Source organism: Pseudomonas sp. YuFO8 (assembly GCF_035065025.1).
GTDB classification, from domain to species: Bacteria; Pseudomonadota; Gammaproteobacteria; order Pseudomonadales; family Pseudomonadaceae; genus Aquipseudomonas; species Aquipseudomonas putida_AE.
The window spans coordinates 1-19,605 of the sequence record NZ_JAXDEQ010000060.1; the positions used below are offsets into that span (position 1 = coordinate 1).

At 59.7% G+C, this 19,605-nt stretch carries 15 protein-coding genes, 3 tRNA genes and 1 riboswitch; of the genes, 2 read left to right on the forward strand and 16 right to left on the reverse strand.

The window, feature by feature from the left end:
- Nucleotides 1–455: 455 nt before the first annotated feature.
- Nucleotides 456–532 (reverse strand) — tRNA-Arg (locus SOP95_RS29660).
- A gap of 566 nt (nucleotides 533–1,098) precedes the next feature.
- Between SOP95_RS29660 and SOP95_RS29665 the strand changes: the two genes are divergently transcribed.
- Nucleotides 1,099–1,425, forward strand: a complete 327-nt coding sequence (locus SOP95_RS29665; protein ID WP_003178899.1) for an Arc family DNA-binding protein — start codon at nucleotides 1,099–1,101, stop codon at nucleotides 1,423–1,425.
- Nucleotides 1,426–1,530: 105 nt separating this feature from the next.
- Here the strand turns inward: SOP95_RS29665 and mgtE are convergent, their stop codons facing one another.
- From mgtE to ltaE, 7 genes are all read right to left on the reverse strand, one after another.
- Nucleotides 1,531–2,973, reverse strand: a complete 1,443-nt coding sequence (mgtE, locus tag SOP95_RS29670; protein ID WP_274077900.1) for a magnesium transporter — start codon at nucleotides 2,971–2,973, stop codon at nucleotides 1,531–1,533.
- A 408-nt stretch (nucleotides 2,974–3,381) separates the two neighbouring features.
- Nucleotides 3,382–3,458 (reverse strand) — tRNA-Arg (locus SOP95_RS29675).
- 107 nt (nucleotides 3,459–3,565) lie between these two features.
- Nucleotides 3,566–3,656, reverse strand: a tRNA-Ser gene (locus SOP95_RS29680).
- A 62-nt stretch (nucleotides 3,657–3,718) separates the two neighbouring features.
- Entirely contained in the window at nucleotides 3,719–3,907 is a 189-nt protein-coding gene (gene csrA / locus SOP95_RS29685) for a carbon storage regulator CsrA (RefSeq protein WP_002554426.1), read from the reverse strand.
- 188 nt (nucleotides 3,908–4,095) lie between these two features.
- A complete protein-coding gene (locus SOP95_RS29690; RefSeq protein WP_274077899.1) occupies nucleotides 4,096–5,337 on the reverse strand; it encodes an aspartate kinase in 1,242 nt (413 codons plus the stop codon).
- Nucleotides 5,338–5,428: 91 nt separating this feature from the next.
- The gene (gene alaS, locus SOP95_RS29695) at nucleotides 5,429–8,050 is read right to left on the reverse strand and encodes an alanine--tRNA ligase (protein ID WP_323609277.1); all 2,622 of its coding nucleotides are present in this window, start codon (nucleotides 8,048–8,050) and stop codon (nucleotides 5,429–5,431) included.
- 146 nt (nucleotides 8,051–8,196) lie between these two features.
- A complete protein-coding gene (gene ltaE, locus SOP95_RS29700) occupies nucleotides 8,197–9,201 on the reverse strand; it encodes a low-specificity L-threonine aldolase (RefSeq protein ID WP_274077897.1) in 1,005 nt (334 codons plus the stop codon).
- Nucleotides 9,202–9,375: 174 nt separating this feature from the next.
- A riboswitch (FMN riboswitch) is annotated at nucleotides 9,376–9,547 on the forward strand.
- A gap of 101 nt (nucleotides 9,548–9,648) precedes the next feature.
- Here ltaE and SOP95_RS29705 point away from each other — a divergent pair.
- The gene (locus tag SOP95_RS29705) at nucleotides 9,649–10,161 is read left to right on the forward strand and encodes a 6,7-dimethyl-8-ribityllumazine synthase (RefSeq protein ID WP_323609278.1); all 513 of its coding nucleotides are present in this window, start codon (nucleotides 9,649–9,651) and stop codon (nucleotides 10,159–10,161) included.
- 131 nt (nucleotides 10,162–10,292) lie between these two features.
- Here SOP95_RS29705 and astE read toward each other — a convergent pair whose 3' ends face one another.
- The 8 genes from astE to argR all read right to left on the reverse strand — a co-directional run bounded on the left by astE (nucleotide 10,293) and on the right by argR (nucleotide 19,471).
- Nucleotides 10,293–11,303 (reverse strand): succinylglutamate desuccinylase, encoded by a 1,011-nt coding sequence (astE, locus tag SOP95_RS29710; protein WP_323609279.1) that lies wholly within the window; start codon nucleotides 11,301–11,303, stop codon nucleotides 10,293–10,295.
- A gap of 12 nt (nucleotides 11,304–11,315) precedes the next feature.
- A complete protein-coding gene (locus SOP95_RS29715; protein WP_018926388.1) occupies nucleotides 11,316–11,606 on the reverse strand; it encodes a hypothetical protein in 291 nt (96 codons plus the stop codon).
- 25 nt (nucleotides 11,607–11,631) lie between these two features.
- Nucleotides 11,632–12,978, reverse strand: coding sequence for an N-succinylarginine dihydrolase (astB, locus tag SOP95_RS29720; protein WP_274077894.1), 1,347 nt, complete (start codon nucleotides 12,976–12,978; stop codon nucleotides 11,632–11,634).
- 160 nt (nucleotides 12,979–13,138) lie between these two features.
- Entirely contained in the window at nucleotides 13,139–14,608 is a 1,470-nt protein-coding gene (gene astD / locus SOP95_RS29725) for a succinylglutamate-semialdehyde dehydrogenase (RefSeq protein WP_323609286.1), read from the reverse strand.
- The gene (gene astA / locus SOP95_RS29730; protein WP_274077893.1) at nucleotides 14,605–15,630 is read right to left on the reverse strand and encodes an arginine N-succinyltransferase; all 1,026 of its coding nucleotides are present in this window, start codon (nucleotides 15,628–15,630) and stop codon (nucleotides 14,605–14,607) included. The genes astD and astA overlap by 4 nt, the downstream gene beginning before the upstream one ends.
- 73 nt (nucleotides 15,631–15,703) lie before the next feature.
- Complete coding sequence (gene aruF, locus SOP95_RS29735; RefSeq protein WP_323609280.1) at nucleotides 15,704–16,723, reverse strand: arginine/ornithine succinyltransferase subunit alpha; 1,020 nt, start codon at nucleotides 16,721–16,723, stop codon at nucleotides 15,704–15,706.
- A gap of 226 nt (nucleotides 16,724–16,949) precedes the next feature.
- Entirely contained in the window at nucleotides 16,950–18,170 is a 1,221-nt protein-coding gene (locus tag SOP95_RS29740; protein WP_323609281.1) for an aspartate aminotransferase family protein, read from the reverse strand.
- A 320-nt stretch (nucleotides 18,171–18,490) separates the two neighbouring features.
- Nucleotides 18,491–19,471 (reverse strand): transcriptional regulator ArgR, encoded by a 981-nt coding sequence (gene argR, locus SOP95_RS29745; RefSeq protein ID WP_274077891.1) that lies wholly within the window; start codon nucleotides 19,469–19,471, stop codon nucleotides 18,491–18,493.
- Nucleotides 19,472–19,605 lie beyond the last annotated feature (134 nt).

Sequence of the window (19,605 nt, forward strand, 5' to 3'; positions counted from 1 at the left end):
ATTTTTCAGAAGTTTTCAAGGAATCCTTAACAACTTCAACCACTTGCGCTTCAGATCTCTCGTCAGCGGGAGGCGAATTCTACAGCGTTACACGCTGCTGTCAACACCTCTTTCTCAACTTCCTGCTGGCTTCGATGAACTGAAGCAACCTGCTGTCAAAACTGCGTAACTCATTGTTTACCAAGGAGTTTTCCGTCTCGACTGCGCCGGAAGTGGGGCGAATTATAGGCTTCTGAAATCTGCCGTCAACCACTGATTTACTATTTCTATCAAAAAGGCATTTGAGTGGGAATTAGCCGCCCTCTTCTATATAGGAGAGAACTCCAGGCAATCACCCATATGAAAAAGCCCCGCCAGATACTGATCTGAGCAGGGCTTTTTATGCCTGAAGCAATCCCTTTGCACCCATAACGATTGGGTGGGCGAATCATGAACTGCTGAAGGCTGGATGTATGTGGTGTCCCAGGGCAGGTTCGAACTGCCAACCTTCCCCTTAGGAGGGGGATGCTCTATCCAATTGAGCTACTGAGACACAAGATGCCGGCGAAATTCGCGCAGCGATAGACGGCGTGCATGTTAACGGGCGAGCCTGCCTTTGTCATGTTATCCGTGGGCTTTTTAAGTGTAGGCAGATGTCACGCGCGGGCTCGGACTTTTAGCGCACAGGCCAGGCCCTCCCCCTCCCAGGAAGGGACAGCCACAAAAAACTGCCTGCCACCCATCCTAAACGACTCTCGTTACACGCTTGCCACTAGTAAATCGGCCAATTGCCACTATCCTGTACACATAAGGAACAGTGATCGAATACGCATGGATGCCCCTCGGTTTTTTCCAGAGAACTGGAGGGCAAAGGACGCGGCCAGAGAGACGGACCCGGCAATTTTCAAAACCAGTCCGCATTTCTGATAACTGGTGCTGGCAGAACGCCTTTATCCAGCTCAATATTTGTCACAGAATTGGCGCCAATGATCTGGCGAGCTTGAGGCATGATGCCAGCTTCAATCAATTCAGGTTGAACATTTGGCCAGAGCGCTTGTCCTATCAGACATCCTGCGGCCAATCCCGAGAACCGCTCCCCTGAACTAACCGGTTAAATATATGCGCCCATTGAAACAGGCAATTTATTCCAGCCGTACGGCTGACAAGTTCGTCGTACGTCTGCCAGACGGAATGCGTGAACGCATTGCCGAGGTGGCTCGCAATCATCACCGCAGCATGAACTCCGAAATCATTGCGCGCCTGGAGCAGAGTCTCATTCAGGAAGGCGCACTGGGCGAAGAGCTGAGCATGCGCCTGGACAGCCCGGAGCTGTCATTGCACGAGCGCGAACTGCTGCAACGCTTCCGCCAACTCTCTCACCGTCAGCAAAACGCGCTTGTCTCATTGATCGCCCATGACGCCGAGATGGCTGCAGACGCTTCCTGATTCGTCCCCGCAAGCTCAAGCCAGCGTGATCGCTGGCTTTTTTTTGCCTTAAATTTGGCCATAAAAAAGCCCGCCATATGGCGGGCGGGCTTTAAATCAAACATCTCAGAGCAGGAAAATCGTTGCCAGCCCCAGGAAGATAAAGAAGCCGCCACTGTCGGTCATGGCGGTAATCATCACACTGGCGCCCATGGCCGGATCCCGTCCGAGTCGCGCCAGCGTCATCGGGATCAAGACCCCCATCAAAGCTGCAAGCAACAGATTGAGGGTCATGGCAGCGGTCATCACGACACCGAGCGACCAGCTCCCATACAACAGGTAGGCGACCACACCGATCACCCCACCCCAAATCACGCCATTGATCAGGGCTACCGCCAGCTCCTTGCGCATCAGCCGCGAAGTATTACCCGTGCTCACCTGATCCAGCGCCATGGCCCGGACGATCATGGTGATGGTCTGGTTGCCGGAGTTACCGCCGATACCCGCAACGATCGGCATCAATGCGGCCAGCGCCACCAGCTTCTCGATGGAGCCTTCGAACAGGCCAATCACCCGGGAAGCAACGAATGCAGTGATCAGGTTCACCGCCAGCCAGGCCCAGCGGTTACGCAGGGACTTCCAGACCGACGCAAAAATATCCTCTTCTTCCCGCAGACCCGCCATGTTGAGAACTTCACTTTCGCTCTCTTCACGAATCAGGTCGACCATTTCATCGATGGTCAGACGGCCGATCAGCTTGCCGTTCTTGTCGACGACGGGCGCCGAGATCAAGTCGTAACGCTCAAACGCCTGGGCAGCATCGTAGGCTTCTTCATCCGGATGGAAACTCACCGGATCGCTGGCCATGACTTCGGAAACCTGCTTGTCCGGATCATTGACCAGCAGGCGCTTGATCGGCAGCACCCCCTTGAGCACACCGTCGTAGTCAACCACGAACAGTTTGTCGGTATGGCCTGGCAGCTCCTTGAGGCGTCGCAGATAGCGCAGAACCACTTCGAGGCTGACATCCTCACGGATGGTAACCATCTCGAAGTCCATCAGTGCGCCGACCTGGTCCTCGTCATAGGACAACGCCGAGCGCACTCGCTCGCGCTGCTGAGCATCGAGGGTTTCCATCAGCTCGTGGACGACATCCCGCGGCAGCTCGGAAGCCAGGTCAGCCAGTTCGTCGGCATCCATGTCCTTGGCCGCGGCCAGGAGCTCGTGATCGTCCATGTCGGCGATCAGGGTTTCACGAACCGAATCGGATACTTCGAGCAGGATGTCGCCGTCGCGATCAGCCTTGACCAATTGCCAAAGCGTCAGGCGGTCATCCAGCGGCAAGGCTTCGAGAATATAGGCGACGTCGGCGGAGTGCAGGTCATCGAGCTTGCGTTGCAGCTCAACCAGATTTTGCCGGTGAACCAGGTTTTCGACGCGATCCTGATTCGGACCTTCCTGGCGATGAGTCAGGTCTTCAACCACTCGCTGACGCTGCAACAGCTCAACGACTTGAGCCAGGCGGTCCTGCAAGCTTTCCTGCGTTTTCTTTACTTCAACTTCAGACATAGGCGAACTCCACTCCCAGCAGCGGGGCGCGCCGGAAGGATCAATCAGTCAATTCATGATTGGAAAAACGGGGTATTGAGTAACTACTGGGTAAGTCCATGGAAGTAATCCAAAAGCCCCGGCGGGGCTGACGGGCGCAATGATACACCGACTGACGGCTTAAAACGTTAAAAAATCATGGCTGAAACAAGCGCTTGCGAAACAATCTTGAGCGCGCGCCTGACACTACAAAGTGCGACGACCCATCTGGAAAAGAAAACACAATGGCGATGGAAAATGCGGGCGCCTACCTTGATCGGTAGCCGTCATGGAGGAAGAGCATCGAGTTCGACGAGAGAGGATGCAGGAAGGGGAAAGCCAAATCCCAGACGGCAAAAAGCCCGCTTAAAAAGCGGGCTTTTTGTTGTATGGTGCACTCGACAGGATTCGAACCTGTGACCGCTCGGTTCGTAGCCGAGTACTCTATCCAGCTGAGCTACGAGTGCATTTGTTGCCGCGCATTATAGGCCGTCTAATCTCTATGTCAAGCACTTTTTCTAGTAATTTCAACAACTTACCGAAGAAGCCAGATTACAACGTACTACGCAAATAATGGCGGAGAACGGGGGATTCGAACCCCCGACACCCTTTTGAGGTGTACTCCCTTAGCAGGGGAGCGCCTTCGGCCACTCGGCCAGCTCTCCGCAACACGGGGCGTATCTTAACCAACCTTTTCCCCGTTTGCAAACATAAAAAACGATAAAAATTAATGGCTTGGTTCTTCGTCCTTCTCTTTCTTTATACGCAGGTAAATTTCCTCACGGTGGACCGCAACCTCTTTCGGGGCGTTGACACCGATACGCACTTGATTTCCTTTGACGCCGAGCACGGTCACGGTGATTTCGCCATCACCAATAATCAGGCTTTCTGCGCACCGACGAGTCAGAATCAGCATACCTTTCTCCTCACGCATTACATTTTCAGGGACAACAGTCTGCAAAAAAAAGGCACTCGACCTACAACCAGAATGGTCGTTGGCCTACATGCCTGAGTATTGACCAGCGCGAGCAAAAGAACAGCCTTGGGGTCGCGCCTTGCAAAAAAACAAAGGGCGCGGTCAGACCGCGCCCTTTGGCAAACGCATCACTCGCCCTGGCGGACCGGTGCGTCCAGTTCGAAAGCCGTGTGCAAGGCGCGCACAGCCAGCTCCAGGTACTTCTCTTCGATCACGACGGAGACCTTGATTTCCGACGTGGAGATCATCTGGATGTTGATGGTTTCCTTGGCCAGTGCTTCGAACATGCGGCTGGCGACGCCCGCGTGGGAGCGCATGCCAACGCCGACGATCGACACCTTGGCGATCTTGGTGTCGCCGATGACTTCACGGGCACCCAGCTCACTGGCGGTCTTTTCCAGCACGGTCTGCGCCGCCTGGTAGTCGTTGCGGTGCACGGTGAAGGTGAAGTCGGTGGTGTTATCGTGCGCAACGTTCTGCACGATCATGTCGACTTCGATGTTCGCGGCGCTGATAGGGCCGAGAATCTTGAAGGCAACGCCCGGGATGTCTGGCACGCCACGGATGGTCAGCTTGGCTTCATCGCGGTTGAAAGCGATACCGGAAATGATCGGCTGTTCCATGGTTTCCTCTTCATCAATAGTAATGAGGGTGCCCGGACCCTCCTTGAAGCTGTGCAGTACGCGCAGCGGGACGTTGTACTTGCCGGCGAACTCCACCGCACGGATCTGCAGCACCTTGGAACCGAGGCTGGCCATTTCCAGCATCTCTTCGAAGGTGATCTTGTCCAGGCGCTGGGCCACGGACACGACGCGCGGGTCAGTGGTGTAGACGCCATCGACGTCGGTGTAGATCTGGCACTCGTCAGCCTTCAAGGCTGCCGCCAGGGCCACGCCGGTGGTGTCGGAACCGCCACGACCGAGGGTGGTGATGTTGCCGTGCTCGTCGACGCCCTGGAAACCGGCGACAACCACCACGCGACCGGCCTTCAGGTCGCCGCGAATCTTCTGGTCGTCGATCTGCAGGATACGCGCTTTATTGTGCGCGCTATCCGTCAGGATCCGTACCTGGTTGCCGGTGTAGGACACTGCAGGCACACCGCGCTTCATCAGCGCCATGGCCAACAGGGCAATCGTCACCTGCTCACCGGTGGAAACGATCACGTCCAGCTCGCGAGGAACCGGTTGATCGCCGCCACTGATTTGCTTGGCCAGATCGATCAGACGGTTGGTTTCGCCGCTCATTGCAGACAGCACAACCACCAGGTCATCGCCGGCATCGCGGAATTTCTTAACCTTGTCGGCAACCTGCTCGATTCTCTCGACGGTGCCGACCGAGGTGCCTCCAAATTTCTGTACGATCAAAGCCATTTCAAAGCCGCCTCTGCCCATGAAGGGCGCCCAAATAATCACTCAAACAGCGTTGTGGCCCGCCACTAGACTGCGGGCCGCAGGCACTGCCTTATAAACCCTGCTCTACAAACGGAACGGTCAGCGCCAGTGCCGCGTCCAGGGCGCCAGCGTCGGTACCGCCGCCTTGCGCCATGTCTGGACGACCACCGCCCTTCCCGCCCACTGCCGCAGCGGCTTGCTTCATCAAATCACCGGCTTTGAGTTGGCCAGTCAGGTCTTTGGTTACGCCTGCAACCAGAACGACCTTCTCCTCATGGACACTGCCGAGCAGGATCACTGCGCGGCCGAGTTTGTTTTTCAGTTGATCGACCAGCGCCAGCAGCGCCTTGCCATCCTGACCGTCCAGACGCACGGCCAGCACTTTCACGCCCTTGACGTCCTGGGCTTGCGCCGACAGGTCGTCACCCGCCGCACTGGCGGCCTTGGCTTGCAACTGCTCGAGTTGCTTCTCCAGCAGACGGTTGCGCTCCAGTACAGCCGACAGCTTGTCGATCAGGTTGTCGCGGCTGCCCTTGACCAGGCTGGCCGCTTCCTTGAGTTGTTCTTCCGCCGCGTTCAAGTAGGCCAGTGCCGCAGCACCAGTGACCGCTTCGATACGACGCACACCCGAAGCCACACCGCCTTCGCTGATGATTTTCAGCAGGCCGATGTCGCCGGTGCGATTGGCATGGATACCGCCGCACAGTTCGACGGAGAAGTCGCCCATGCTCAGCACGCGCACGTTGTCGCCGTATTTTTCGCCGAACAGCGCCATGGCGCCTTTCTGCTTGGCGGTTTCGATGTCGGTTTCTTCGGTTTCAACTTCGGAGTTCTTGCGAATTTCGGCGTTGACGATGTCTTCCAGCGCTTTGAGCTGTTCAGGCTTGATGGCTTCGAAGTGGCTGAAGTCAAAGCGCAGGCGCTGACTGTCGACCAGCGAGCCTTTCTGCTGAACGTGATCGCCCAGCACCTGACGCAATGCGGCGTGCAGCAAGTGAGTCGCGGAGTGGTTCAGCGAAGTGGCGTGACGCACGTCGGCATCCACCTGCGCCTGAACCGGCGTGCCAACGATCAGGCTGCCCGAGTCCAGCACACCGTGGTGCAGGAACGCACCGCCGGTCTTGGTGGTGTCGCGCACGTCGAAACGCGCAGCGCCGGCCTGGAGAAAACCGCAATCACCAATCTGACCACCGGATTCGGCATAGAACGGCGTCTGATCGAGAACGATCACACCCTCCTGGCCTTCGCTCAGTACGTCGACCGACTGCCCGTCTTTATAGATGGCAACGATCTTGGCCGAACCGCTGTGGGCGGTGTAACCGGTGAATTCGGTATCGACATCAACCTTGACCAGGCTGTTGTAGTCCATGCCGAAGGAACTGGCCGAACGTGCACGTACGCGCTGGGCTTCCATCTCGCGCTCGAAACCGGCTTCGTCGATGGTCAGGCTGCGCTCGCGAGCGATGTCGCCCGTCAGGTCCATCGGGAAACCGTAGGTGTCGTAGAGCTTGAACACGACATCGCCCGGAACCACGTCGCCCTTGAGCTCGGCCAGATCCTGCTCGAGGATTTTCAGGCCCTGCTCCAGGGTCTTGGCGAATTGCTCTTCTTCGGCCTTGAGCACGCGCTCGATGTGCGCCTGCTGGGATTTCAGCTCAGGGAAGGCTTCGCCCATCTCGGCGACCAGGGCCGCGACGATCTGATAGAAGAAGCTGCCCTTGGCGCCCAGCTTGTTGCCGTGACGGCAAGCGCGACGAATGATGCGGCGCAGCACATAGCCACGTCCTTCGTTGGATGGCAGCACGCCATCGGCAATCAGGAAACCGCAGGAACGAATGTGGTCAGCCACGACTTTCAGGGAAGCCTGGTTATCGTTGGTGCAACCGATGGCCTTGGCCGATGCGCTCAGCAGGCTTTGGAACAGGTCGATTTCATAGTTCGAGTGAACGTGCTGCAGCACGGCACTGATCCGCTCCAAGCCCATGCCGGTGTCCACCGACGGCGCTGGCAGCGGGTGCAACACGCCATCGGCGGTGCGGTTGAACTGCATGAACACGTTGTTCCAGATTTCGATGTAGCGGTCGCCGTCTTCTTCCGGCGAGCCCGGTGGACCGCCCCAGATGTCGGCGCCGTGATCGTAGAAAATCTCGGTGCAAGGACCGCACGGGCCGGTATCGCCCATGGTCCAGAAGTTGTCGGACGCGTAAGGCGCGCCCTTGTTGTCGCCAATACGCACCATGCGCTCGGCCGGCACCCCGATTTCCTTGGTCCAGATGTCGTACGCCTCGTCATCGCTGGCGTAGACGGTGACCCAGAGTTTTTCCTTCGGCAGGTTCAGCCACTTGTCGGAGGTCAGGAAGTTCCAGGCGTAGGTGATGGCGTCACGCTTGAAGTAGTCACCGAAGCTGAAGTTACCCAGCATTTCGAAGAAGGTGTGGTGACGGGCGGTATAACCGACGTTTTCCAGGTCGTTGTGCTTGCCGCCGGCGCGCACGCATTTCTGGCTGGAAACGGCACGGGTGTACGCGCGCTTTTCCTGGCCCAGGAAGCAGTCCTTGAACTGGTTCATCCCCGCGTTGGTGAACAGCAGGGTTGGGTCGTTGCCCGGAATCAAAGAGCTGGAGGCTACACGGGTGTGGCCTTGCTCTTCGAAGAAGCGAAGGAAGGCTTCACGGATTTCTGCGCTTTTCATTAGGTTCTTCCACGGAGGCTGCGGCCAAAGGCCTGTTCGAAACGTCAACAGACGAAGCGACGGCAAAGGGCCGCATTATATCGGCCCTGCGCGCGGGGTACAGCGTGTTTATACGATAGAAACGGTCAATTGGAGCGCTAACGCTATCACTTACTGGAAAAGTCGACGAATGTCGCGACGACCTGCTCGATTTGCGCGCGACTGACGTCCATGTGCGTGACCAAACGCAAGCGCGCGGCAGCACTGAGCACGATCCCGCGCTCGGCGGCGAACGCCTTGAGTGCTTCGGCCTTGTCGCCGATTGCAACGTAAACCATATTGGTCTGCACCGGCTCGACCTCGAACCCTGCTGCGCGCAGGCCTTCGGCAAGCAATTGGGCGTTGGCGTGGTCGTCGGCCAGGCGCTGAACGTTATGCTCCAGCGCGTACAGGCCTGCCGCCGCCAGAATCCCGGCCTGGCGCATGCCGCCGCCGACCATCTTGCGCAGGCGTCGGGCCTTGCCAATCAATTCGACCGAGCCACACAGCACCGAACCCACCGGGGCGCCCAGGCCTTTGGACAGGCACACCGAGACTGAATCGAAGTGGCGGGTGATTTCCCGGGCATCGACACCCAGCTTCACCGCTGCGTTGTACAGCCGCGCGCCGTCCAGGTGCAGTTGCAACCCGTGCTCACGGGTAAAGCTGCGGGCCCGGGCCAGGTATTCCAGGGGCAGGACCTTGCCCTGCATGGTGTTTTCCAACGCCAGCAAACGGGTGCGAGCGAAATGGAAATCGTCCGGCTTGATCGCCGCGGCAATCTGGGAAAGGTCCAGCGAGCCATCGGCCTGCACTTCCAGCGGCTGCGGCTGGATCGAGCCGAGTACCGCCGCCCCGCCACCTTCGTACTTATAGGTGTGCGCCTGCTGGCCGACGATGTATTCGTCACCGCGCTCGCAATGGCCCATCAGGCCCAGCAGGTTGCTCATGGTGCCCGTGGGGACAAACAGTGCGGCAGCAAACCCCAGGCGGTCTGCCAGTTCGGCTTCCAGGCGGTTGACCGTCGGATCTTCGCCATACACATCGTCACCGGTGGCGGCCGTGGCCATCGCCTCGAGCATGCCAGGGGTGGGTTGGGTGACGGTGTCGCTGCGAAGATCAATCACACTCATGACTCGGGCCTCGTAAACAGGGGAAATCGCGTTCAGGAAGGGATTACTGCGGTCAAGTCGATGAATAATCAACCCTAATGCAACGGAAAACTCGATAACAATCATCCGAAAGCACCGATGCGCGCGTAGGAAATATGTGATAAAAACGCTGCGCTGCCAAACAATCTGGCAGCAAAACGTTCTCAGGGCGGGGTGCAACTCCCCACCGGCGGTAATTGCGTGCAACACGCATAGCCCGCGAGCGCTTGGTGTCAGACACGGCCTTTGCCGTGAGTGGCGACAAGGTCAGCAGACCCGGTGTGATTCCGGGGCCGACGGTCATAGTCCGGATGAAGAGAGAACGGGATTGGCGCAAAAGGGCCGTCCGCAGCACTCGTGCGAGCGTGCGTACCCTAAAATCCCATTCGATTCATAAGCCCTGTTTTTCACACAAACAGGAATCAGAACATGCAACCCACCGCAATCGACAGCAAAAGCAAACACCATCACGGCGAGCGCGTAGCGTTCATCCAGGCCTGCTGGCACAAGGATATTGTCGACCAGAGCCGTAAAGGCTTCGTCGCTGAAATGATTGCCCAGGGTTATCAGGAATCCGACATCGATTTCTTCGAAGTCGGCGGCGCCTTTGAAATGCCCCTGCACGCCAAGTTGCTGGCCAAGACCGGCCGTTATGCCGGCATCGTCGCCGCAGCCCTGGTGGTGGACGGCGGGATCTACCGTCACGAGTTCGTCGCCCAGTCAGTGGTCAGCGGCCTGATGCAGGTTCAACTGGAAACCGAAGTGCCGGTGTTCTCGGTGTCCCTGACCCCGCATCACTTCCACGCGGGTGAAGAACTGCATCATAAGTTCTTCTTCGATCACTTCGTGCACAAAGGTCAGGAAGCGGCGAAGACGTGTGCGGATACGCTTGCGAAAATCCGCAACTTGCGTCGCACTGAACCGCGGGCGGTAGCGGTCTAAACACCGACTCACCCTGTAGGAGCTGCCGAGTGAAACGAGGCTGCGATCTTTTGATTTTAAAGATCAAGATCAAAAGATCGCAGCCTGCGGCAGCTCCTACAGTGGGTTTTATGTTGGGACGGGAATTGTAATCAGGTGAGGTTATCGTCGGTGGTCGGCACGATCAGGATGCCGGCGCGCAGGCCGTTTTTCACCTTGGGGTTCGGGAAGATGATCCGGGCGCCCTCCTCCTCGATGATCCAGCGCGTATTGGCGATGTCTTCCGCCAGCAGGTAACCCACTTCCAGCTGCGAAAAGTTCTCGATGTCCACGGGCAGGTTCAGGCGGAAGCTGTCGCTGTGCTTGATGATTTCCCGTGCCACGCTGAACAGCTGCAAACCGTCCAGCGCCTCTTCAGCCATCTCGGGCTCGGTGCCTTCGATGATCTGCTTGAGGCGGGTTTCCAGCCGGGAGACATTCACCCCGTCGTTCTGCCCGAACGGTCGCGCCTTGCCCAGTTCAAGGGTGAAGGCCTCGGCACCGAGCTTGTCATAGGTGTAGGAACTGAAGACGATGGACGGCTTGTTCTGCAACAGCACCGCCTCCATGCCGGCGGCGCGCAGACGGGCCAACTCCTGGCGCGAATGCTGGCGATCTTCCTTCCAGGGGTACAAGGCGAACTGTTCGATTTTCGAACCACGAATCGCCGTGTGCAGGTCGTAGTGCAGTCGCTGGCGATCCGGCAGGCTGAAGAAACTCGCCGCCAGGCGTTCCAGCTCACAGGCACGCAGGGCTTCGGAGCCACTGCTTTGCTCGTGACGGCCGTTGAACAGCCGATTGACGTCCTGCTCGACGAAACGCTCGCCCTTGCGAATCGCTTCGGGGTTGCCGAACAGGAACAGAATTCGGGCACGCGGCTTCAAGTCGCCGCGGGCGATGTCATGCAACAGGCGATCGAGCAGTTCGATCGGCGCTGTTTCGTTGCCGTGGATACCGGCCGATAACAGCAGGTCCAGGCCGTTGTCGCGTACTTCAGGTGGCCGCACTTCCAGCGCACCTTCGCTCAACCAGCGCATGCGCACGCCTTCGACAGTCAGTTGAGTCTTCTCCGCCGGTTCGCGGCCGGCGAGGGTCAGTTCAAGCAGTTTGCCGAGGGCGAGCATAGAGCGGTTTCCTTAATGGTCGTGATTGCAATCCGGGCCGTGAACGTGGTCCTCGTCGTCGCCCAGGTCAGCCGGTTCCATCTCCAGTTGCAGACTTACCAGATTAGTCGCCAATGGGCGCAACAGCAGGTTGGCGTATTCGGCGTCGCCTTCTTCGACGTCCACGCCGATCAGCAACTGGCCACGGCCGTCCTGCTGGATCCACAGCTCTTTGCCTTGCCACATGACCGCGACGCGGGTGCAGGAGGTTTCCAGTTGCGTGCCGTCGGTGTCTTCAAGGATCAGCTGCAGGGTATCGCTCATGTTTTTACGCTCTCGTTTGAGACTTTCAATTGATCTGGAATGGATAAACCGCGCCCAGTTTAAGGATTTGCGTCAGTTCATCCAGTGCCGTCCGGCACTCAAGCAGCAATTGCGGGTCCGCCAGATCGTTTTCGGTCATGCGGTCGCGGTAATGCTTCTCGACCCATTCGGTCAGAGTGCCGTACAACGGTGCCGTCATGATAACCCCTGGGTTGACCGCCGCCAGTTCGGTTTCGTTGAGCGCGACACGCAACCTCAGGCAAGCCGGGCCACCGCCGTTCTGCATGCTCTGCTTGAGATCGAAGACTTTCACTTCGCGGATCAGGCCGCCGGAGCTGGTCAAACCCTGCAGGTATTGCCATACACGCTCGTTGCCACGGCATTCTTCCGGCACGATCAACAGCATGGAGCCGTCAGGACGCGACAGCAGTTGGCTATTGAACAGGTAGGAACGAACCGCGTCTTCGACGCTTACTGCGGAACGCGGAACGCACACTGACTGAAATTTCCCACCGACCTTGGCGAGTTTGCTTTGCAGTTCGGCGAGCATCTTGTCGGTCTCGAGGAAAGCGTCCTCGTGATAGAACAGCACTTCGCCATTACCGACTGCGATCACGTCATTGTGGAACACGCCCTGGTCGATCACCGACGGGTTCTGCTGGGCGTAGACCACGCCGTCATCGCTCAGGCCGTGCAGGCGAGCGACTGCCTGGGACGCTTCGAGGGTCTGGCGCGCCGGGTACTTCTGCGGTGCCGGGTAACGGGTGTCGAAGGCACTGCGACCAAACACGAAGAACTCGACGCCGGCTTCGCCGTACACACGGCAGAAACGGGTGTGGTTGGCCGCGCCTTCGTCACCGAACTGCGCCACGGCCGGCAACGCGGCGTGGTGGGCGAAGTGCTTCTGGTCGGCGAACATCGCGCCCAGCACGCGGCTGGTGGTCGGATGCTCGATGCTGCGGTGGTACTTGCAGTTCAGGTTGGCGGCGGTGAAATGCACGCGGCCATCCGCGGTGTCGGCGCTCGGGCTGACGGTGGCGGCGTTGGCCACCCACATGCTCGATGCCGAGCAACTGGCCACCAGCAATGGCATCGCTTCTTTGGCGGCACGTTCGATCACTTGCGCGTCGGTGCCGCTGAAACCCAGGCGGCGCAAGGCGGCCACGTCCGGGCGCTCCTGCGGGGCCAGTACGCCTTGCTGAAAGCCCATGTCCATCAGCGCTTTCATCTTCGCCAGGCCTTGCAGCGCCGCTTCCTTCGGATTCGAAGACTGCTGGCTGTTGCTCTGGGACGCGACGTTGCCGTAGGACAGGCCGCCGTAGTTATGGGTCGGCCCCACTAGACCGTCAAAATTGACTTCATAGGATTTCATCAGCGAGGCTCCACGAGAATCTGTTGTTATGGCTTCAGTAACTGGATTTAAGACCGCGGCGCGGCTATCGCCAGCAGGCTGGCTCCCACAGGTTCGGTAGTGTTCACACATTTTGTGTACGACCCGATCACTGTGGGAGCCAGCCTGCTGGCGATGGGCATCACGCCATTTTCACGCCGGGTGTCAGAGCGGCAGGCAACACCAGGCTCGGCGTTTCCAGCGAGGCCACCGGGTACGCGCAGTAATCCGCCGCATAGTAAGCGCTGGCGCGATGGTTGCCCGAGGCGCCGACGCCGCCGAAGGGCGCGCTGCTCGCGGCACCGGTCAGTTGTTTGTTCCAGTTGACGATGCCCGCGCGGCTTTCCAGCCAGAACTGCTGGTAACGCGCCTCGGAATCCGACAACAGGCCAGCGGCCAAACCGTATTCAGTGTCGTTGGCTTCAGCGATCGCCGCTTCAAAATCAACGTAGCGGATCACTTGCAACAGCGGGCCGAACAACTCTTCGTCCGGGCGATCGGCCACCGCCGTCACATCCACAATGCCCGGGGTCAGCAAGGCGGCCTGGGCCTGGGGCTGGGTCATTTCCAGCAACGCCACGGCGCCGTTGGCCAGCAGATGTTCCTGGGCATCCATCAAGGCTTTCGCCGCGCCGAGGGAAATCACCGAGCCCATGAACGGCGCCGGCTGCTGATCGAATGCACCGACTTCAATCGACGCACTGACCGCCACCAGGCGCGCCAGCAATGTGTCGCCCCAGGCGCCTTGCGGCACCAGCAAGCGGCGGGCACAGGTGCAGCGCTGGCCGGCAGAGATGAACGCCGACTGGATGATGGTGTACACAGCAGCATCAAGATCGGCGACCTGATCCACCACCAGCGGGTTGTTACCGCCCATCTCCAGCGCGAGGATCTTGTCCGGGCGACCGGCAAATTGCTGGTGCAGGTGATTGCCCGTGCGGCTGGAACCAGTGAAGAACAGGCCGTCGATGCCCGGGTTCGCCGCCAGGGCGATACCGGTTTCGCGCGCGCCCTGCAGCAGGTTCAGGACGCCCGCCGGCAACCCGGCTTCGATCCAGCATTTGACCGTCAGCTCGGCGACTTTCGGCGTCAGCTCACTCGGCTTGAACAGCACGCTGTTACCGGCCAGCAGCGCCGGCACGATATGCCCGTTGGGCAAGTGACCTGGGAAGTTGTAAGGGCCGAATACCGCCACCACGCCGTGGGGCTTGTGGCGCAGCACTGCGGTGGCGTCGCCCAGCGGGCCGCTCTTCTCGCCAGTGCGCTCGCGGTAGCTCTGCACCGAGATGGCAATCTTGTTGACCATGCTGGTGACTTCGGTGGCCGACTCCCACAGGGGCTTGCCGGTTTCCTCGCCAATGGCGTGGGCCAGTTCGTCTGCATGACTTTTCAGGGATGTAGCAAAGGCTTCCAGCACCGCAATGCGCTCTTCCAGGGTGCGCCGGGCCCAGGTCGGGAACGCCTGGCGTGCAGCCTGCACGGCCGACTCGACCTGATCGACGGTGGCACCGGTGCCGGACCACAACACTTGCTGGGTCACCGGGTTCAGCGACTCAAAGGCTTCGCCCCCACCTGCCAACCATTCACCTGCAATGTATAGCGACTTCATTATTTCGACTCCCGAGCAGCGGACAACGCCACGGCGCGCACTTGATCGCCAGCGTTGAGTTGAAGACGTTTGGCGGTCAGCGGATCGACCACCAGCGTGCCGGCGGCGAGACGTGCCGGAGCAGCGGTGATGCGGCAGTCTTCGCGCTTGCGGTTGTGAATGATGAACGGCGTGGCGTCGTCGCCCGGCGTGCCGACGGCGAGCACCAGTGCCTGGCTGTCGCGCACGGCGCGGATCTTGCCGGTTTCGCACTCGATGGCCGGGCCGGCGTCGAAGATGTCGACGTAGCCTTGATAGCTGAAGCCTTCGCTCTTGAGCATCGACAACGCAGGCTCGGTGTCCGGGTGCACCTGGCCGATCACGTTGCGCGCGTCCGGCGACAGGAAGCAGGTGTACAGCGGGAACTTCGGCATCAATTCGGCGATGAACGCCTTGTTGCCCACGCCGGTCAGGTAGTCAGCCTGGCTGAATTCCATCTTGAAGAAGTGGCGGCCCAGGCTTTCCCAGAATGGCGAGCGCCCGGCTTCGTCGGAAACACCGCGCATCTCGGCGATGATCTTGTTGCCGAACAGTTGTGGGAATTCGGCGATGAACAGCATCCGCGCCTTGGACAACATGCGGCCGTTGAGGCCACTGCGGTAATCGGCGTGCAGGAACAGCGAGCACAGCTCGGAATTGCCGGTCAGGTCGTTGGCCAGGAACAGGGTAGGAATTTCGCGATAGATGTTCAGCTCTTGCGAAGCGCTGACCGTCAGGCCGACCCGGAAGTTGTACCAGGGCTCACGCAGGCCGACGGCGCCAGCGATGGCGGAAATGCCCACCACTCGGCCATTGTCGTCTTCGAGCACGAACAGGTAGTCCGCATCGCCCCGCCCGGCTTCGCCGCGAAAGGTCTTCTCGGCCCAGCCGACCCGGTGGGCCAGACGCTCTTCGTTGGCCGGCAAGGTGGTCAGGCCGGTGCCGGTGCTGCGGGCCAGGTCGATCAGAGCGGGTAAATCGCTGCTGCGTACGGGACGAACGATCATGCTATCTCCTCAATCGGGCCGCTTGCGCCACCCGCGAAACTCGCTACTTTCCAAGCATTCTTTGAAGCAGGTGTTAAACCGCCACCAGGCGCACGCTGGCACCTTCACCGACGCCCAGGGCTTCGGCCGTTTCCAGGTCCAGGGTCACCGGCTTGCCCGGCGCGTAGTCAAGCTCGAGCATGACCGCGCGGTAATCCTGCAGCTGGGCATTGGCCACCAGGTACTGGCGACCGACGCCTTTGACCGGCTCGCCGATCTTCACCGGCACCACGCGGCTCTGGGCGATCGAACGGATCCCCGAGACACGGGCATGCAGGGTCGGGCCGCCGTCGAAGATGTCGATGTAGTGATCGGTTTCGAAGCCTTCTCGCATCAGGATGTCGAAGGTGATCTGCGCCCGTGGGTGCACCTGGCCCATGGCTTCCTGGGCGGAATCCGGCAGCAGTGGCACGTAGATCGGGTAGTGCGGCATCAGTTCGGCGAGGAAGGTCCGGCTCTTCAGGCCACACAGACGCTCGGCTTCGGCGTAGTTGAGGTCGAAGAAGTTGCGACCGATGGCATCCCAGAACGGCGAGTCGCCATTTTCATCGCTGTAACCAACGATCTCGGTCACCACCGAATCGGCGAAGCGCTCCGGGTGGCTGGCGACGAACAGCAGGCGGCCACGGGAATTGAGCTCGGCCCAGGGCGAACCCACCAGCTCGCGTTGCACGTAGAAACTGGTCAGCAGGCTGTTGCCGGTCAGGTCGTGGCACTGGGAGAGCACGTGGATCTTGTTATGAATCTTCAGCTCGCGGGAGGCGTGCACGAAGGTTTCATTACGGAAACTGTAGAACGGCTCGGAATAACCCGCCGAAGCGACGATGGCCGAACAGCCCACCAACATGCCGGTGGCCGTGTCTTCGAGCACGAAGAAATAGCTCTCTTCACCGTTGAAGCTGACTTCGGCGGCGAACGAGGCTTCGCTCGCGGCGATCTTGTCGCTCAGGCGTTCAACGTCATCCGGCAAGGAAGTGACACCAATCGGGCTGTCCGCAGCCAGACGCTGTACCTCGCCCAGATCAGCCATTTGCGCGGGGCGCATCACCAGCATGGTGTCACTCCTTAATCTCAGAACTTACAGAAGAAAAAACCCGGGCCATCCCTGAAACAACTCAGAGTCAACTGTGGGAGCCAGCCTGCTGGCGATATCGTCCTGTCAGGCAACAATGATGTTGGCTGTCAGGCCCTCATCGCCAGCAGGCTGGCTCCCACAGTTTTGATCCAGCCCGGAACAAAATTGGGTTCGACGCCTGACAGGTCAGGTGCCGAAGGGTCGATCAGGCTTGTGTCAGTTTTGCCGCAGCGCGTTCGAAACGGTCCAGGCCTTCATCGATGTCCGCGTCTTCCACCACCAGGCTCGGGGCGAAACGCACCACGTCCGGGCCGGCTTGCAGCACCATCAGGCCTTCACGCTCGGCGGCGTTGAAGATGTCCTTGGCTTTGCCTTTCCAGGCCTCGCTCAGGACGCAACCGATCAACAGGCCCATGCCACGCACCTGGGTGAACAGGCCGTATTTCTCGCCGATCTGCTCGAGCCGCGCCTTGAACTTGTCGTGCTTGGCGTTGACGCCGGCCAGCACTTCAGGGGTGTTGATCACGTCGATCACCGCTTCGGCGACCGCGCATGCCAGCGGGTTGCCGCCGTAGGTAGTGCCGTGGGTACCGACGACCAGATGTTTGGCCAGGTCTTCGGTGGTCAGCATGGCCGCGATCGGGAAACCGCCGCCCAGGCTCTTGGCGCTGGTCAGGATGTCCGGGGTCACGCCGTAATGCTGGTACGCAAACAGATGGCCGGTACGGCCCATGCCGGTTTGCACTTCGTCGAAGATCAGCAGCGCGTTGTGCGCGGTGCAGAGTTCGCGGGCACCTTGCAGGTATTCCAGTTCGGCCGGAATAACACCGCTCTCACCCTGGATCGGCTCCAGCACCACAGCGCAGGTCTTGTCGGAAATGGCGGCTTTCAGCGCGGCCAGATCGTTGTACGGCACGTGGCTGATACCGGTGATCTTCGGACCGAAGCCGTCGGAGTACTTCGACTGGCCACCAACGTTGACGGTGAACAGGGTACGACCGTGGAAGCTGTTGAGCGCGGCGATGATTTCGTACTTCTCGCTGCCGAAGCGGTCGAAACCGACACGCCGGGCCAGCTTGAAGGCCGCTTCGTTGGCTTCGGCGCCGGAGTTGCAGAAGAAGGCACGCTCGGCAAAGGTGGCATCGACCAGCTTGTGGGCCAGGCGCAGGGCCGGCTCATTGGTGAACACGTTGGACACATGCCACAGCTTGTTGGCCTGCTCGGTCAAGGCACCGACCAGCGCCGGATGTGCGTGGCCCAATACGTTGACGGCAATACCGCCGGCGAAATCGATCAGCTCGCGACCGGACTGGTCCCAGACGCGGGAACCGGCGCCACGCACTGGAATGAAGGCGGCAGGCGCGTAGTTGGGAACCATAACCTGATCGAAATCGGCGCGTTGTACCGCAGCGTGCTCAACGGACATCGGAGTCTCCTGAAGAGAAAACACCCGCCTGAAACTGGCGAGCGATGGGGGGATTGTAAGGACAGTTTTCAGCCCGGCCTTGCCGCCAAGCGACAACTTCTTATAGCGCAAACCCCGGTTTTCCACGGGTTTACGGCAATGCGACATATAGGGTCGCAAAGGCGCAGTTTAAACTGTCGCGAGCGCTTGTAGGCAGTTCTGCGGGAAACCGATACCCCCCGTGGGAGCTGCCGCAGGCTGCGATCTTTTGATCTTGATTTTGAAGATCAAAAGATCGCAGCCTGCGGCAGCTCCTACAGGGGATGGTGCTGGCGCTGGGGTTAACCGCGCTCGGAAGGTACCGACGACAATTCGAACGGGCTGCTGCTGCGCCGCTGGTTGCGATCTTCGCGCGGCGTGGCGCCGAAGAAATTGCGGTAGGCGCTGGAGAAATGCGGCCCCGAGGAGAAACCACAGGACAGGCCGATCTGGATGATCGACTTGCTGGTCTGCATCAACATCTGCCGGGCCTTGTTCAGGCGCAGTTCCAGATAGTACTGGCTCGGCACGCGGTTGAGGTATTGCTTGAAGATCCGCTCCAATTGCCGACGGGACACGCACACATGCTGGGCGATTTCGTCGGTGGTCAGCGGCTCTTCGATGTTGGCTTCCATCAGCAACACCGCCTGGGTGAGCTTCGGATGACTGGAGCCGAGGCGGTTCTGCAACGGAATGCGCTGGCGCTCACCGCCCTCGCGAATACGCTCGACCACCAGTTCTTCCGATACCGCGCCGGCCAGTTCGGCGCCGTGATCGCGAGCCAGTACCGCCAGCAGCAAGTCGAGCACCGACATGCCGCCACACGCGGTCAGGCGATCGCGATCCCAATCGAACAGATGGCTGGTGGCGATGACTTTCGGAAAGCGCTCGGCGAAATCATCCTGCCAGCGCCAGTGCACGGCGGCGCGGTAACCGTCGAGCAAGCCCAGTTGCGCCAACGGATAAACACCGGCCGACAGCCCGCCGATCACGCAACCGGCACGCACCAGCTGCTTGAGCGCACTGCTCAACGCCGGCGCGAGACTGGTCGGCGGCTCGTCAGCGAGCAGGAACAGTTTCTGGAAGTTTTCCAGCTTGCCGGCCCAGGCTTCACCGGGCAATTGCCAGGCGCTTTCGCTCGGTGGTTCGGCCTGCAGGAAGGACAGTTCGTAGACCACATCCGGGTGCACACGCTGGGCAACTCGCAAGGCCTCCTCAGCCAGCGCCAGCGTCAGTGCTTTAGTGCTGGGCCAAATCAGGAAACCAATTCGATGGGCAGTCATGGTGGGCAATCCGAAGCGAAAAACAGTGATGAAGGCATGGGCCAATGCTAGCCCGTAAATGAACGCAAATCACAAAACCTACACAGATCCCTGTAGGAGCTGTCGAGTGAAACGAGGCTGCGATCTTTTGACGT

Bases quoted from the DNA above. Each gene is read 5' to 3' on its own strand.
- SOP95_RS29665 (WP_003178899.1), top strand. From the start codon at position 1,099: ATGCGCCCATTGAAACAGGCAATTTATTCCAGCCGTACGGCTGACAAG.
- mgtE (WP_274077900.1), bottom strand. From the start codon at position 2,973: ATGTCTGAAGTTGAAGTAAAGAAAACGCAGGAAAGCTTGCAGGACCGC.
- csrA (WP_002554426.1), bottom strand. From the start codon at position 3,907: ATGCTGATTCTGACTCGTCGGTGCGCAGAAAGCCTGATTATTGGTGAT.
- SOP95_RS29690 (WP_274077899.1), bottom strand. From the start codon at position 5,337: ATGGCTTTGATCGTACAGAAATTTGGAGGCACCTCGGTCGGCACCGTC.
- alaS (WP_323609277.1), bottom strand. From the start codon at position 8,050: ATGAAAAGCGCAGAAATCCGTGAAGCCTTCCTTCGCTTCTTCGAAGAG.
- ltaE (WP_274077897.1), bottom strand. From the start codon at position 9,201: ATGAGTGTGATTGATCTTCGCAGCGACACCGTCACCCAACCCACCCCT.
- SOP95_RS29705 (WP_323609278.1), top strand. From the start codon at position 9,649: ATGCAACCCACCGCAATCGACAGCAAAAGCAAACACCATCACGGCGAG.
- astE (WP_323609279.1), bottom strand. From the start codon at position 11,303: ATGCTCGCCCTCGGCAAACTGCTTGAACTGACCCTCGCCGGCCGCGAA.
- SOP95_RS29715 (WP_018926388.1), bottom strand. From the start codon at position 11,606: ATGAGCGATACCCTGCAGCTGATCCTTGAAGACACCGACGGCACGCAA.
- astB (WP_274077894.1), bottom strand. From the start codon at position 12,978: ATGAAATCCTATGAAGTCAATTTTGACGGTCTAGTGGGGCCGACCCAT.
- astA (WP_274077893.1), bottom strand. From the start codon at position 15,630: ATGATCGTTCGTCCCGTACGCAGCAGCGATTTACCCGCTCTGATCGAC.
- aruF (WP_323609280.1), bottom strand. From the start codon at position 16,723: ATGCTGGTGATGCGCCCCGCGCAAATGGCTGATCTGGGCGAGGTACAG.
- SOP95_RS29740 (WP_323609281.1), bottom strand. From the start codon at position 18,170: ATGTCCGTTGAGCACGCTGCGGTACAACGCGCCGATTTCGATCAGGTT.
- argR (WP_274077891.1), bottom strand. From the start codon at position 19,471: ATGACTGCCCATCGAATTGGTTTCCTGATTTGGCCCAGCACTAAAGCA.